The sequence below is a fragment of the Pseudomonas sp. 22189 genome, from assembly GCF_052045635.1.
In the GTDB taxonomy this organism is placed as follows: domain Bacteria; phylum Pseudomonadota; class Gammaproteobacteria; order Pseudomonadales; family Pseudomonadaceae; genus Aquipseudomonas; species Aquipseudomonas parakoreensis.
Genome location: NZ_JBQEPG010000010.1, coordinates 90,281 through 104,496 on the forward strand (window position 1 = coordinate 90,281; position 14,216 = coordinate 104,496).

The window sequence follows — 14,216 nt, forward strand, 5'->3', positions numbered from 1 at the left end:
TTGCAGAGTTAAACAGGCTCGGAGGAGCTAACCGTAATTCCGTCTCCGAACTGCCGGCTACACGCACTCATCTGCTGGGCAATCCACTCGCGAAAAAGCATGACATTGGCGCTCTGTTCGAAGGGTCGCGGTGACAGCAGGCAATAGCTCGAACCGTCCCGCACAAAGCCGAACGGCGCGATCAACTGGCCGGACTTGAGTTCGTCCTGCACCATGAGAAACGACGTCATACCGACGCCCAGCCCGGCCAGCGCGGCCTGAATGCACAGGTAGAAATGCTCGTAATCGACCAGACTGCCCCCTGCCGCGCTGATCCGGGTCTGTCGCATCCAGTTGTCCCACGCCTGCGGGCGCGTCTTGCTGTGCAGCAGGCAGGCGCCATGCAAATGATCACCGTCAGGTCGACTGGACGGCACGCAGACCGGGCCGATCCACTCTTCACAAAGGGTCACGCCGTGCACGGTTTCGTCCCAATGGAAATCGTCACGGCGGATCGCCAGATCCACGCCTGAACGAGCGAAGTCGATCGGCCCGCCGGCCGTCAGCAATTGCACTTGCAACTGTGGATGCGCGCTGTGGAAGTCGGGCAGACGCGGGATCAGCCATTTCATGGCGATGGTCGGCTCGCAGGAAACCACCAGCACGTCATCGTGGACTTCGCGTTGCAGGCGATAAACCGTGCTCTGCAACTGTTCGAACATCGGCGCGGTGACATTGAACAGCAAACGTCCCGCGTGATTGAGAAAGATCGCGCGGTTACGCCGTTCGAACAACTCGACCCCGATCGCCTCCTCCAGCAAACGCACCTGGCGGCTGACCGCGCCGTGGGTGACGTGCAGCAGCTCGGCAGCCTTGACGAAACTCTGGGTCTGGACAGCGGTGTTGAAGAAGCGAAAGGCAGCCAGCGGAGGCAGGTTCATATAGACGATGATTTCTCACAGATTTTCGCGACTATAAATCGTTTTTTTTGCCAGTGACAATTTCTCATCATGGCGCCACTCGGAGCCTGCTGCATCCTTCCAAACTTTTGCAAGAATGACTGCGGACAGTGCATCTGTGAAATCAAGTAGCGCAAATGACGCGATGGAGCGTAGGCATGAATGAATTGTTTCTGGTAATCGCCATCACCCTTCTGGCGGTGATCAGCCCGGGCCCGGACTTTGCCATGGTCACTCGCAACAGTTATGCCTACGGGCGGCGCAGTGGTTTGCTGGCTGCGCTGGGCATCGGCTGTGGCGTGCAGGTTCACGTGTTCTACACGGTGTTCGGGGTGGCGCTGATCATCACCCAATCGCCGCTGCTGTTCTGGATGATGAAACTGCTGGGCGCCGGATACCTGGTCTATCTGGGCATCAAGTCCTTTACCAATCAATCCGTGCTGACATTTACCGATGGGAGCGCTTCGGCACCCCGTGCCTGGAAGGTGTTCTGCTCAGGTTTTCTGACCAATGCACTGAATCCGAAAACCATGTTGTTCGTTGTGGCGGCCTACAGCCAGGTGGTGGAGCCAGGCAGTTCACTGACGGTGAACTTCGCCTATGGCTTGTTCATGTCGGTCATTCATTGGCTGTGGTTCAGTCTGGTTGCGCTGTTTTTCTCCACTGAACGGTTACGCCGTCGCCTGCTGGAAAAACAGCGGCTCCTCGACAAGGTCATCGGGATTGCGCTGATGGGGCTGGCGGCGTGTTTGATCATTCCGGGGGTTGCGCAGTCTTGAGCTAGAGCGTTTATGCTGTCGTGTCTGATATCCGTCAGGTCATTCTCGGCAAGTTCACCATGAGGCCCATTTCATGAGTAAAGCGCCCTACGCTCCGCCCAAGGTCTGGAAACACGAAGCGCCGTCCGGCGGCCATTTCGCCAGCATCAATCGCCCGATTGCCGGGCCGACGCATGACAAGACATTGCCTGTCGGCAAACATCCGCTGCAGCTGTACTCCCTGGCGACCCCCAATGGCGTGAAGGTGACCATCCTTCTGGAGGAGCTGTTGGCGTTGGGGCATTCCGGGGCCGAATATGACGCCTGGCTGATCCGCATCAACGAGGGCGATCAGTTCTCCAGCGGTTTTGTCGAGATCAATCCGAACTCGAAAATTCCGGCGCTGCTCGACCGCAGCGCACAGCCGCCGATTCGGGTGTTCGAGTCCGGTTCGATCCTGCTGTATCTGGCGGAAAAGTTCGGCGCCTTCCTGCCCAAAGACCCGGCTGGCCGCACGGAAACCCTGAACTGGTTGTTCTGGCAGATGGGCTCTGCGCCTTATCTGGGCGGCGGCTTTGGGCACTTCTATGCGTACGCGCCGGAGAAGCTCGAATACCCGATCAACCGCTTCACAATGGAAGCCAAGCGTCAACTCGATGTGCTCGACCGACGCCTCAAGGAAAGCCGCTATCTGGCCGGCGACAGCTACACCATCGCCGACATCGCGGTCTGGCCGTGGTACGGCCAACTGGTGCGCAACAACGTGTATTCGGCCGCCGAATTTCTATCGGCTCAGGACTACAAACACGTGCAGCGCTGGGCCGAAGACATCGCCCAACGCCCTGCGGTGAAGCGTGGCCAGCGCGTCAATCGCACCTGGGGTGACGAGGCGAGCCAGGTTGCTGAACGGCATCAGGCCAGCGATCTGGACTGACGCCACATTCCCACAAAGATTTGTACTGGACAGGGGCATCCCGGTTCATAGCAACCTTTGTGGGAGCGAGCTTGCTCGCGAAGGCGCCAGGTCNGTCAGTCAACACTGACATAACAGACCTACCGCTTTCGCGAGCAAGCTCGCTCCCACAGAAAATTCGGGTTGGACATGAGGATTTGTGAACCTCAGCAATTACAGTGAGACCACACCACCACTGTCGTATAAGGATCTGCAATGCCTGCTGGAAAACGAGAACTGGCGCGGATCGAGCGGCGCTTGATTGCCACGCTCACCGACGCATGTGAAGCCGCAAAAGCTGAAATCCAGGGCTTCACCTGGCTGACCCACACCGCTGACCTGAACGCATTGGCGGCGACCCTGAAAGTGATCTGGGTATTCGATACTGAGGCCGACAAACATCTCGCCCTCACACAAGCCAAAGCACGGATCTTCGAACTGACGGCCACCGCGCTGAGGGAGGCCGATATCGACCTGCCCGCATCAGAGCGCAACGTGTGTTTCGACTCAGAGCAAGCGTGCATGCGTTCGCACGGTGGCAACTGGCGTGAGCGTTTGGCCCGCTATTCCTAGCCCTTGCGTTGCTGTTGATACTGCGCCACCAGCTTGTCGAGGAACTCGAACAGCTTAAGGTTCATCTGCTCATAAGCGTTGGTGCGAAGCGCCGCCGGCTGCTGAACGAAACGACAATCCAGCGCCGCCGCCAGCTCGTCAGGGGACGCGGCAATCAAACGCTCCACGACCTCCGCCGTGAACTCCATGTGGCACTGGAAGCCGTAGACCAGATCGCCGTACTCGACAATCTGGCGCGGACAGCCCTCACTGACGGCGAGGACCTTCGCCTGCGCCGTCAGCCCCGGCATATCGTTGTGCCAATGACCGACGTCGAGCGCATCGCCGAAGTGCGCCACCTTGGCGTTGTTCTTGCCCGCCTCGGTCAAGGTGATCGGAAAATTGCCGATTTCCTTTTCCGGGCTGTGACCATGCGCAGCACCCAGCGCTTCGCCGAGCAATTGCGCCCCCAGGCAAACGCCTACCACTGCCTTGTTCGCGTTGATCGCTCTAACGATCAGGTCGCACTCGGCAGCCGCATCGAAATGCGGGCATTCCTCTTTGCTCGTCGCCGGCGATTGCGGGCCGCCCAACACCACCAGCAGGTCGATGTTCTCGACGCTCGCGGGCAAGGCCTCAAACGCATGCACGCGCGAATAACTCGCTTCATGGCCACGTTCGCGCACCCAGGTTTCATAGGCGCCGGGCGATTCGAATGCTTCGTGAACCACGAAATGAACGTTCATTGAAAATCCTTGGTGGGGGCTGGGTGAGTGTTGCGCGAAAGACTATATGACACTTGGTGTCATTTGCAAATCCGTTGCTGGAGTTGAGCTGACAACTCCACCATCACTCTCTCACAATCGCGAGAGGCGTCCGGGCATTGGCCCGGACGCACTGTTTTCACGGTGCCAGCGTCGCGTTGTCGATCACGAAACGGTATTTGACGTCACCTTTGAGCATGCGCTCGTACGCCTCATTGATCTGCTCGGCACGGATCAGCTCGATGTCCGAGACGATGCCGTGTTCAGCACAGAAATCGAGCATCTCCTGAGTCTCTGGAATACCGCCGATCATCGATCCCGCCAGGGTACGACGCTTCATGATCAGGTTGAACACGTTCGGCGATGGATGCGGTGACGCCGGAGCGCCCACCAGTGTCATCGCGCCGTCACGCTTGAGCAGCACCAGCAAAGCGTCGAGGTCGTGGGGGGCGGCCACGGTGTTGATGATCAGGTCGAAGCTTTTCAGGTGCGCGGCCATTTGCTGGGCATCGCTTGAAACCACCACCTCATCGGCGCCAAGGCTTTTCGCAGCCTCGCGTTTCGATTCCGACGTGGTGAACGCCACCACATGCGCCCCCAACGCGTGCGCCAGTTTGATGCCCATGTGGCCCAGACCACCGATGCCGACCACGCCGACTTTTTTGCCCGGGCCGGCGTTCCAGTGCCGCAGCGGCGACCAGGTGGTGATGCCCGCGCACAGCAGCGGCGCCACCGCAGCCAGCTGGGCTTCGGGATGGCGAATGCGCAGGGCGTAGCGCTGGTGCACGACGATTGCTTGCGAGTAGCCGCCGAGGGTCCAGCCGGGCGCGTCCGCAGTCGGAAAGTTGTAAGTGCCGATCATGCCGTCGCAGTAGTTCTCCAGGCCTTCGGCACACTCCTCGCAATGCTTGCAGCTGTCGACAATGCAGCCGACGCCGACCAGATCACCCGGAGCGAAACCGATGACCTGTTGGCCTACGGCGGTGACCCGACCGACGATCTCGTGACCGGGCACGCAAGGATATTGTGTGCCCTCCCATTCGGCCCGCACCTGGTGCAGGTCGGAGTGGCAGATACCGCAATAGGCAATTTCGATCTGCACGTCTTCCGGGCCGGGATCGCGACGGGTGATGCGCAGAGGTTCAAGCGGTTTGTCGCCCGCATGGGCGCCATAAGCGAAGACTTGCATGGTGGCTCTCCTGTAATGGTTTGACACATTCTCCCGGTCGATTCACCTCTGCCCTAGTGCATTCCTCTTGAATGCTTGCCTGATCCTCTGAGGTTGCAGGGTGGTGTATAGGAAACGCCTGTGCAGCGGATTAGAGTTCGATCAACAGGAGTTGTCCGACATGATCCCTACCCCGCTGCGCCACGCATCACCTTTGGCGTTGAACATTGACCCGCGCGTGAGCGTGCCGGGTGACTTCGCCACGTCGATACCCGGCCTGTCGCTGTTTCGTCGCGATCAGCCGGCGCCACCGACCGTGTGCATGATCGAGCCGAGCCTGATTCTGGTGGGCCGTGGGGAAAAGCGTTTGTGGGTCGGCGGTGAGGGTTACCGCTACGACCCTTCGCGATTTCTGGTCACTTCACTGGATCTGCCCGCCAATTCCGAAGTGATGCTCGCCAGCCCCGAACAGCCCTGTGTCGGGCTGGTGCTGAGACTGGATGTCGGCATGCTCGCCGAGATCCTCAGCAAAGGTGGCTTGCCTGCGAAGCGGCAGCCGTCGATGAACGCGGGCGCTGGCATTGGCAACCTGTCGTGCGCGCTGGAAGGCGCGCTCGAACGCCTGCTGGCATTGCTCGACGAGCCTGAAGCGATCCCGGTGCTGGCGCCGCTGGTGCTGCGGGAAATTCACTATCGGTTGCTCCATACCGATCAAGGTGCGCGGCTGCGGCAGATCACGGCCGTCGATGGCCAGGGTTATCGCATTGCCAAAGCCATCGACTGGCTCAAGGTCAACTACACCGAGGCGCTGCGCATCGATGAATTGGCGGCGCGAGTGCAGATGAGCGCACCGACTTTTCACCACCACTTCCGCCAACTCACCGGCATGAGCCCGCTGCAGTACCAGAAGTGGCTGCGACTGAACGAGGCGCGCCGGCTGATGTTGATGGAGCGTCTGGACGTTTCGCGAGCGGCGTTTGCGGTCGGCTATGAAAGTCCCTCGCAATTCAGCCGCGAATACGCACGCCTGTACGGCACCGCACCCAGTCGGGACATCGCACTATTGCGTGGCGACCCCTTCGCCGCAGAAGCACTGGGCAATACGGCCAGTTGAGCAAAAGAACACGCGTTACCGGTGAGGCGCCACGCCGCGTTTCACCGCTTATAAAAATGCACGCCAACCGATGATCGAGCGGGTGAACCATGGAACTACGAATCAACCAGAAAACCTATCAGGTCGATGCCGACGCCGATACGCCCTTGCTGTGGGTGATCCGCGATGACCTGGGCATGACCGGCACCAAGTACGGCTGTGGATTGGCGCAGTGCGGCGCCTGCTCCGTGCTGGTGGACGGCAACGTGGTGCGCTCGTGCGTCACGCCGGTGGCCGGTGTGGTCGGTCGCGAGGTCACCACCATTGAGGCGATCGAGGCCGACGATGTGGGCAAACGGGTGGTCTCGACCTGGGTTGATCTGCAGGTCGCCCAGTGCGGGTACTGCCAGTCCGGGCAGGTGATGGCCGCCACGGCGTTGCTCAAGCAGAACCCCAAGCCGAGTGATGCGCAGATCGAGGCGGCGATGGTCAACCTGTGCCGCTGCGGCACGTACAACGCCATTCATGCCGCCGTGCATGAGTTGGCCGGCAAGGGAGATGCCTGATGAACGTGCGTATCGATCCGTCCCAGGAAGCATCAGCACTGACGCTGCACGAACCGATCAATGTGTCGCGCAGACGCTTTCTGGCCGGCACCGCCGTCGGCGCACTGGTGCTCGGCTTCGGCCTGCCGCTGGGCACGACGCGCGTGCAAGCGGCAGTGGCGTCGGCCACTGCCGAGCGCGGGACGCAGGTGCCGGCGTTTCTGGAAATTCGCCCGGACAACCGCGTGCGCCTGCTGTGCCCGTTCATGGAAGGCGGACAAGGTACGTTCACCGCGATGGCGCAGATCGTCGGTGAAGAACTGGATGCCGACCCGGCGACGTTCCTGGTAGAAGCCGCGCCGCCCGGCGAAGCCTATGTAGTGATGGAGAACGGCATGCGCATCACCGGCGGCAGCATGTCGGTGCGCATGAGTTACCCGGTGATGCGCCGCCTCGGCGCCCTCGCCCGCGCCATGCTGCTGCAGGCGGGCGCGCAGAAACTTGGGGTGCCGGTGAGCGAACTGACTACCGAACCCGGCAAAGTCGTGCACGCCAAGTCGGGCCGCTCGCTGGCCTACGGCGAACTGGCCGAACACGCCATGGATCTGCCGGTTCCCGATCCGGCCTCGGTGCAACTGCGTGATCCGAGCCAGTTCCGCTGGATCGGTAAACCGGTGAAGCGCGTCGATGCCTACGACAAGTCCACCGGCAAGGCGCTGTACAGCATCGACCTGAAGGTCGACGACATGCTGCATGCCGCCGTTCAGCACGCCCCGCGTTTGGGCATGACCGTGGGCAACCTGCGCAACGAAGAGCAGGTCAAAGCGATGAAAGGCGTGCATTCCGTGCATCGCCTGCCGGGGGCCGTGGCGGTGGTCGCCGAGCGCTGGTGGCACGCCAAACGTGCAGTGGAAGCGATTCAGGTCGACTGGCAGGAACCCACGGCCGACAGCAAAGTACGGCCGATGCCCGCAGATTTTTCCAGTGATGCCTGGCTCAAACGCCTGGCTGACGACAAAGGCCCGGCCAGGGATGATGAAAATGAGGGCGATGTGGCTGCAGTTCTGGCCAGCGCCAAAACGCGGATTGACGCCACTTACCACAACCAGTATCTGAACCACGGCCAGTTGGAGCCGCCGTCAGCGCTGGCCCGCTTCAATCCCGACGGATCACTGGAAGTCTGGCTGCCGAATCAGGCGCCGGACATGTTCCGTGCCGACATCGCCAAACGCACCGGACTGGACCCGTCGCGCATCACCTTGCATTCGCCATTGCTGGGCGGCTTCTTCGGTCGGCATTTCCTCTACGACGCCGCCAGTCCCTACCCTCAGGCGATTGAATTGTCCAAGGCGGTTGGCCGCCCGGTCAAACTGATCTGGAGCCGCGAGGAAGAGTTCCTGCGCGACGTGCTGCGTCCTGTAGCCGCGGTGAATTTCCGCGCCGCGCTGGACAATGAAGGCTGGCCGCTGGCAATCGAAGCGATCAGCGCCACCGAAGGACCGACCGAGGCGCTGGCCGGCAAACAGGGTGAGAAGCTCGACCCGACGGCGCTTGAAGGCTTGTCGGGCAAGTCCTATGCAATCCCCAACAAGCGCATCGCGCAGATCTACGCCAAAGGCCCGGCGATGCTCGGTTACTGGCGTTCGGTGGGCAATTCGCTCAACGATTTCTTCTATGAGTCGTTCCTTGACGAACTGGCCGACAAGGGCGGCAAGGACCCGTTCGAACTGCGCCTGCATCTGCTGCGCGACAACCCGCGACTGACCACGCTGCTGCAAGCGGTGGGCGAGCTGTCGGGTGGCTGGAAGCGTGGGCCGTTTACCGCGGCGGACGGCAGCAAACGTGCCCGAGGCGTGGCGATGGCGTCGCCGTTCGGTACCCAGACGGCGGTGATCGCCGAAGTCTCCATCGAGCACGGTCAGGTCAAGGTGCACGACATCTGGCAGGCAATCGACCCCGGCAGCATCGTCAATCCGGCGATTGTCGAAGCGCAGGTCAATGGCGCGGTGGCGCTGGGACTGTCGCAGACCCTGGTGGAGGAAGCCGTGTGGATTGATGGCAAACCGCGCGCGCGCAACTACGACTTGTATCCGATCCTGCCGCCTGCGCGGATGGCCCGGGTCCACGTGCGTGTGATCGAGAGCGGGGAAAAAATGGGCGGTATCGGCGAACCACCGCTGCCCGCCGTCGCGCCCGCCGTCGCCAATGCGGTGGCAACGCTGACCGGGCAACGGGTGCGCAGCCTGCCCATGAGCCGCCACACCTTCACTTGATCAGCGCCGGAGCGTCCATGAATAACCGCCGATTCGCAAGAACCGCAGGCTGGCTGGCAGTGCCGTGTCTGGTCGCGGCAGGCCTGCTGGCCTGGTACGTCACCCGCGAGCCTGTCTCGCGCCTTGAAAACAACCACACCGCCGTGGCTGATATCGACCCGGCGCTGGTCGCGCGTGGCGAATACGTCGCCCGACTCAGCGATTGCGTGGCCTGCCACAGCGTGCCGGGCGGTGCGCCGTTCGCTGGCGGCCTGGAAATGGCCACACCACTGGGCGCGATCCACGCGACCAACATCACCCCGGAGCCGGAAACCGGCATCGGTCGCTACAGCCTGGCGGATTTCGACCGTGCGGTGCGCCACGGCGTGGCACCCGACAGCCGTCGTCTGTACCCGGCGATGCCCTACCCGTCCTACGCCAAGCTCAGTGACGACGATGTGCGCGCGCTGTACGCGTTTTTCATGAAAGGCGTGGCACCGGTCAGGCAGGCGAATATCCCGAGTGCGATTCCTTTCCCGTTGAACCTGCGCTGGCCGATTGCGTTGTGGAACGGTGTGTTTGCCGATACCGAACCTCACGTGGCCAAACCGTCGCAGGATGCCGTGTGGAATCGCGGCGCCTATCTCGTGCAAGGCGCCGGGCACTGCGGCAGTTGCCATACGCCGCGCGGTCTGGCGTTCAACGAGAAGGCTCTGGATGAGTCCGCCACGCCGTACCTCGCCGGCGCCTTGCTCGATGGCTGGTACGCGCCGAGCCTGCGTGATGATCACAACACCGGCCTGGGTCGCTGGAGCGAACCGGAGATCGTGCAGTTCCTCAAGACCGGGCGTAACAAACATGCAGTGGTTTATGGCTCAATGACCGAGGCGTTCAACAACTCGACGCAGTTCATGAGCGATGACGATCTGACCGCGATTGCCCGTTATCTCAAGTCATTGCCCGGGGACCGTCAGCGCGACGGCCAGCCATGGCAGTACCAAGCGGTTTCGGCTACGGAACGTCTGGACGCGCCCGGTGCCCATACCTACGTCACGCGCTGTGCTTCGTGCCACGGTTTGGACGGCAAGGGCCAGTCGGAATGGATGCCGCCGCTGGCCGGCGCCACGTCGGCACTGGCCAAGGAAAGTGCTTCGGCGATCAACATCACCCTCAACGGTTCGCAACGGGTGGTGGCCGCCGGAGTACCGGACGCCTATCGCATGCCGGCCTTCCGTGAGCAGTTGTCGGATCAACAGATCGCCGAAGTGCTGACCTTCATGCGCAGCACCTGGGGCAATCAGGGCAGTGCCATTGAAGCGCAGGCCGTCAACAAGCTGCGTGAACGTACCGATCCGGCGAGCAGCAGCCCGATCATCCTGCAAATGCGTTAGAGGAACGTTTGATGGAAAGCATCGACTTGCTGGTTCTGCGCACCGCGCGGGACTGGCTCGCCGCCGGCGAGCGAGTGTTGCTCGCCACGGTCGCGCGCACATGGGGCTCTTCGCCGCGACCGACAGGGTCGATGATGGCCTTGCGTAATGACGGGCGCGTGGTCGGTAGCGTGTCCGGCGGCTGCATCGAGGACGATCTGATCCATCGTTACACCACCGCGCAGGGCGGCAGCGGCCTCAAGGACAGTGCGCCCGAGGTGCTGCGCTACGGCGTCAGCGCCGACGAGGCGCATCGTTTCGGTTTGCCCTGTGGCGGCACGCTTGAGCTGATTCTCGAGTTCAATCCGTCGTGGCAGGTGCTGGACGAACTGCTGCAGCAACTGGATGCCGGGCAACTGGTACGCCGCTGCCTGGCACTGGATAACGGTCGCGTCACACTGCAAGCCACAGCCACCCCGGAGCAATTCAGTTTCGACGGCCAACGGATGCGCAATACCCTCGGGCCGGGGTATCGGCTGCTGATGATCGGTGCCGGCGCACTGGCCGAGTATCTGGCGACCATGGCGCTGTTCAACGGCTTCAAGGTCGCGGTGTGCGACCCGCGTGCGGAATACATCGACACCTGGGCGGTGAACGGTGTGGAGCGGATCATTGGCATGCCGGATGACGTGGTACGCGACTTCGCGGTCGATCTGCGCACCTGCATCGTCGCCTTGAGCCATGATCCGCGACTCGACGATCTGGCACTGCTCGAAGCCCTGCACAGCCCGGCGTTTTACATCGGCGCCATCGGTTCGCGGCGCAATAGTCAGCTGCGTCGCGAACGGCTGATCGAGCATTTTGGTGAGACCCAGACATCACTCGAACGGCTGCACGGGCCAATCGGCATTTACATTGGCAGCAAGACACCGGCGGAGATCGCGGTCAGCGTGATGGCCGAGATCCTGGCCGCGAAGAATGGCGCCAGCCTGCCGAAGGCGTTTTCGATTGCCAGCGCCAAGGCGCAGGAAGCCTGATTGGCGGACACATTCAGCACCTGCGTGATGACGCTGAATCAACCTTCAACGTGAGGCGGCTGCACGGGTGAACTGCTGTTCCGTGACCACACTGCCCCACTGGCTGCCCTGCTCTTCCATGGTCAATTCGAACCCGGCCGCTTCGTACAGTCGGCGCGCGGCGTCGAGGCCCTTGAAGGTCCAGAGCTGAATCGCGTCAAAGCCGTGCTGATCGCAAAACTCCACCGCCGCGCTCAGCAGTTGCCGACCGACGCCACTGCCGCGGCAGCCGTCGTCGAGGATGAACCAGCGCAGATGCGCCTGATTGTTACCCAGATCCTGCCCGTCGATCGCGATGGAGCCGACGATGCGCTCATCAAGCATCGCCACCCAGATCTGATTGCTGGGCTGATCGAGACGCCCGACAAACTCCGCCGTTTCACTGGCAACACGCCGTTCGAAAATCGCGCCGAAACCGGAATGCCGCGAATAATAATCCGCATGCATTTGCGCCACGCGGCCAATCAGGCCGGGGCGATAGCCGGCGCTGATGTGCAGGTTCGGCGTGAGTGGCCGGTCAGCGCCCAGACGGATGCTTTTGAGCGCATGGGCGTAAGTTGCAAGGCCTTGCGCCACGCTCTGTTGTTGCGACGGATTGAGCGTGTTCAGTGCGTTGCTGACCTGCGCCCGGCCGTAGGCATGAATGTCGGCGACGGTCTGCCGGCCCTGCGCGGTCAGCTGCAACAGCTTGACCCGGGCGTCCTCGGCGGCGCGCTCCTCGATCTCCCCGGCCTTGATCAGTTTGCCGACCATGCGGCTGACACTGGACTTTTCCAGACCAAGGCTTTGCGCCAGTTGTGCAGCGCTGACGCCGTCCCCGGCCTCGATTTCCAGCAATGCGTGCACGCCGGAGGCTGAATAGTCGGTCGCCGCCAGGGTGGCGCGCAGGAAACCGAACTCACGCACCATTGTGCGCGACGCTGTACGGATTTCTTCGATCAAGGCTTTAGGGACACTCATGACACATCACTGCTGAAATTTAGTTGCACCATACAACCATATTCCCCCACGCCGACGCAAGCAGCCAACCACGCCGGGCAAACGCTAGCGTGCCGACATCACCAGAGCAGCAAATGTCAGGCAAAAAAAGCCCCGCTACCGAATGAGGTGCGGGGCAAAGTATTGGTTGGTTGCGGCCAACCAAAGGAGCTCGGTCAGAACGGTTTGCGCGGCCGGGTCAGATGCAATCCTGGGCAGCGCGTTCAAAACTGGAAGGCAGGAAATTGGAAGCCAGCAAGTGGCGCTCATAGATGAACACTTTGCCGCCGTTGCCGGCCTTGTAGGCTTCCAGCACGTTGTCTGCCGACACCTTGCTCGGCACCACGATCCGGTAGCTGCGCTGGGTCTGCGAGACGGTCGGGTTCAGCGCACTGCTCTGCAGCTTGGGCACCACGCAATCGGCGTATTGCGCCGGGGTTTTGCGGGTCTGCAAGGTCAGCGTCGGGTCGTTCGGTGCGGAGGCGCAACCGGCGAGCAGCAAGGAGACAACCGCCAGGGTCGGGGCAAAAAAAGTACGCATCGGTGTAATCCTGAAAATAAAAGTCCGGTTCATCCGGCAACGGTTCAGCGTCACGGCGCCGCCGCTGCCCTTTTGGTTTTGAGTGTTCAGCTGGAAGCCACCAGCGCCTTGAGCGAGGCATCGAACTGCTTCAAGGCATTGAGTTGCAGATCACGTTGTTGCTCGATCTGCGCGGCAATCTCCTGCGCCGCTTTGTCGTGTACCCAGACCGACGGAATCTGTTTCTCTACCGAGCCCTCGGCCTTGCCGATGTATTGCAGGTCGGCATCGTAGAAACGCGCGATGAAATGCGCCTCGTACAGGCTGTTTTGCTGGGTCAGCAAGCGGTTGAAGGTGTCGAGTTTCACCACAACGTCCGGGTGTGCCTGAATCAGCGCATCAAGGCTGTCGTAAACCGTCACCGACGAAAAATGACGCTGCAGCGAGCTGAGCAACCAATCGATGGCCAGTTCCGGGTCGGAGCTGCTGACAAAGGCTGCACGAATTCGCGAATCCAGCGCATCCTTGGCGCCGTGCAACGCCATGTCGTGGTAGCGCGTCAGGTATTGCAGGTTTTCCCGGGTGTTTTCGCTGTACAGCACACCCACGGTCTGTGAATGTTGCAATGTCGCGCTGCTGCCGGCGATTGGCTGAAGATGACACGCACAAGCGTCGTCTGCGTAAGACGGTGCCGTGGCTACCATGCCGCTCATCAGCAGAGCGGTCAGCGCCAGTCGGGTCAGTGTCTTCATCGCGCAATTTCCTTGAGCTGCGTTTTCAATGAGGGCAATTTTCCGCCTATTGCCAGCAAAGCTGAACTTGCGTTTCGTGATGGTCACTATTACTTCTAGCGATAGTTACTGACGATAACGTTTGATCCATGCTCATCTCTAATGACTAAAACAACAGTGAGGACGCCGATTTGAGAACCTTTGACCTGATCCGCGACGCGGTTTTGCCCGACTTTCGCGAGCGGGTGGCGGAATACCTGGTGCAGTACGAAAACGTGCTGCTGGACAAGGACATCACCGATGTCCAGCTCAAACGCGATACGGCCAATCAGTTGCGTGGCTATCTGCGCGGGCTGAACACCACGCGGGTGCTGGGCATGGCTTATTGGGAAGAACTGGATCGGCGGGTCGTCGACACCTGGCTCGCGCCACAGTCATGACGGCGAACGCCCGGCCATGACATCAGCGTGCGGAGCCTGCCAAAACGGCCCCGAACGCTTACAATCGCCGGCCCTACCG

At 61.4% G+C, this 14,216-nt stretch carries 15 protein-coding genes; 9 read left to right on the forward strand and 6 right to left on the reverse strand.

Going from position 1 to position 14,216, the window contains the following annotated elements:
- Positions 1 to 8 precede the first annotated feature (8 nt).
- A complete protein-coding gene (locus ACTJKS_RS12780; protein WP_262948820.1) occupies positions 9 to 920 on the reverse strand; it encodes a LysR substrate-binding domain-containing protein in 912 nt (303 codons plus the stop codon).
- Between the two features lie 176 nt (positions 921 to 1,096).
- Here ACTJKS_RS12780 and ACTJKS_RS12785 point away from each other — a divergent pair, with 176 nt between their 5' ends.
- The 3 genes from ACTJKS_RS12785 (at position 1,097) to ACTJKS_RS12795 (ending at position 3,221) form a co-directional block, all read left to right on the forward strand.
- Positions 1,097 to 1,717: a LysE family translocator gene (locus ACTJKS_RS12785; protein WP_262948818.1), complete on the forward strand. Its 621-nt coding sequence runs from the start codon at positions 1,097 to 1,099 to the stop codon at positions 1,715 to 1,717.
- A gap of 73 nt (positions 1,718 to 1,790) precedes the next feature.
- Positions 1,791 to 2,630 (forward strand): glutathione-dependent disulfide-bond oxidoreductase, encoded by an 840-nt coding sequence (gene yghU, locus ACTJKS_RS12790; protein ID WP_108182430.1) that lies wholly within the window; start codon positions 1,791 to 1,793, stop codon positions 2,628 to 2,630.
- Between the two features lie 234 nt (positions 2,631 to 2,864).
- Complete coding sequence (locus ACTJKS_RS12795; RefSeq protein ID WP_108182429.1) at positions 2,865 to 3,221, forward strand: hypothetical protein; 357 nt, start codon at positions 2,865 to 2,867, stop codon at positions 3,219 to 3,221.
- Here the strand turns inward: ACTJKS_RS12795 and ACTJKS_RS12800 are convergent.
- On the reverse strand, positions 3,218 to 3,946 hold the full coding sequence (locus tag ACTJKS_RS12800) for a type 1 glutamine amidotransferase (protein WP_198759315.1): 729 nt from the start codon (positions 3,944 to 3,946) through the stop codon (positions 3,218 to 3,220). The genes ACTJKS_RS12795 and ACTJKS_RS12800 overlap by 4 nt on opposite strands.
- A gap of 157 nt (positions 3,947 to 4,103) precedes the next feature.
- The gene (locus ACTJKS_RS12805; RefSeq protein WP_198759316.1) at positions 4,104 to 5,153 is read right to left on the reverse strand and encodes an NAD(P)-dependent alcohol dehydrogenase; all 1,050 of its coding nucleotides are present in this window, start codon (positions 5,151 to 5,153) and stop codon (positions 4,104 to 4,106) included.
- A gap of 160 nt (positions 5,154 to 5,313) precedes the next feature.
- Between ACTJKS_RS12805 and ACTJKS_RS12810 the strand changes: the two genes are divergently transcribed.
- The 5 genes from ACTJKS_RS12810 to ACTJKS_RS12830 all read left to right on the forward strand — a co-directional run bounded on the left by ACTJKS_RS12810 (position 5,314) and on the right by ACTJKS_RS12830 (position 11,429).
- On the forward strand, positions 5,314 to 6,246 hold the full coding sequence (locus ACTJKS_RS12810; protein ID WP_262948814.1) for an AraC family transcriptional regulator: 933 nt from the start codon (positions 5,314 to 5,316) through the stop codon (positions 6,244 to 6,246).
- 89 nt (positions 6,247 to 6,335) lie between these two features.
- Positions 6,336 to 6,791 carry a (2Fe-2S)-binding protein gene (locus tag ACTJKS_RS12815; protein ID WP_027613020.1) on the forward strand — a complete coding sequence of 152 codons (456 nt, stop codon included), beginning with the start codon at positions 6,336 to 6,338 and terminating at the stop codon, positions 6,789 to 6,791.
- Positions 6,791 to 9,043, forward strand: coding sequence for a xanthine dehydrogenase family protein molybdopterin-binding subunit (locus tag ACTJKS_RS12820; protein WP_262948812.1), 2,253 nt, complete (start codon positions 6,791 to 6,793; stop codon positions 9,041 to 9,043). Before ACTJKS_RS12815 ends, ACTJKS_RS12820 begins: the two co-directional genes overlap by 1 nt.
- A 17-nt stretch (positions 9,044 to 9,060) precedes the next feature.
- On the forward strand, positions 9,061 to 10,413 hold the full coding sequence (locus ACTJKS_RS12825; protein WP_262948810.1) for a c-type cytochrome: 1,353 nt from the start codon (positions 9,061 to 9,063) through the stop codon (positions 10,411 to 10,413).
- An 11-nt stretch (positions 10,414 to 10,424) separates the two neighbouring features.
- Positions 10,425 to 11,429, forward strand: a complete 1,005-nt coding sequence (locus tag ACTJKS_RS12830) for an XdhC family protein (protein WP_262948808.1) — start codon at positions 10,425 to 10,427, stop codon at positions 11,427 to 11,429.
- Positions 11,430 to 11,474: 45 nt separating this feature from the next.
- Here the strand turns inward: ACTJKS_RS12830 and ACTJKS_RS12835 are convergent, their stop codons facing one another.
- From ACTJKS_RS12835 to ACTJKS_RS12845, 3 genes are all read right to left on the reverse strand, one after another.
- The gene (locus tag ACTJKS_RS12835; protein ID WP_108182423.1) at positions 11,475 to 12,428 is read right to left on the reverse strand and encodes a bifunctional helix-turn-helix transcriptional regulator/GNAT family N-acetyltransferase; all 954 of its coding nucleotides are present in this window, start codon (positions 12,426 to 12,428) and stop codon (positions 11,475 to 11,477) included.
- A gap of 217 nt (positions 12,429 to 12,645) precedes the next feature.
- Positions 12,646 to 12,987 (reverse strand): hypothetical protein, encoded by a 342-nt coding sequence (locus ACTJKS_RS12840; protein WP_108182422.1) that lies wholly within the window; start codon positions 12,985 to 12,987, stop codon positions 12,646 to 12,648.
- Between the two features lie 86 nt (positions 12,988 to 13,073).
- A complete protein-coding gene (locus ACTJKS_RS12845; protein WP_108182421.1) occupies positions 13,074 to 13,718 on the reverse strand; it encodes an ATPase in 645 nt (214 codons plus the stop codon).
- A gap of 170 nt (positions 13,719 to 13,888) precedes the next feature.
- On the opposite strand from ACTJKS_RS12845, the gene ACTJKS_RS12850 reads away from it, so the two are divergent.
- The gene (locus tag ACTJKS_RS12850; protein WP_047294879.1) at positions 13,889 to 14,137 is read left to right on the forward strand and encodes a hypothetical protein; all 249 of its coding nucleotides are present in this window, start codon (positions 13,889 to 13,891) and stop codon (positions 14,135 to 14,137) included.
- Positions 14,138 to 14,216 lie beyond the last annotated feature (79 nt).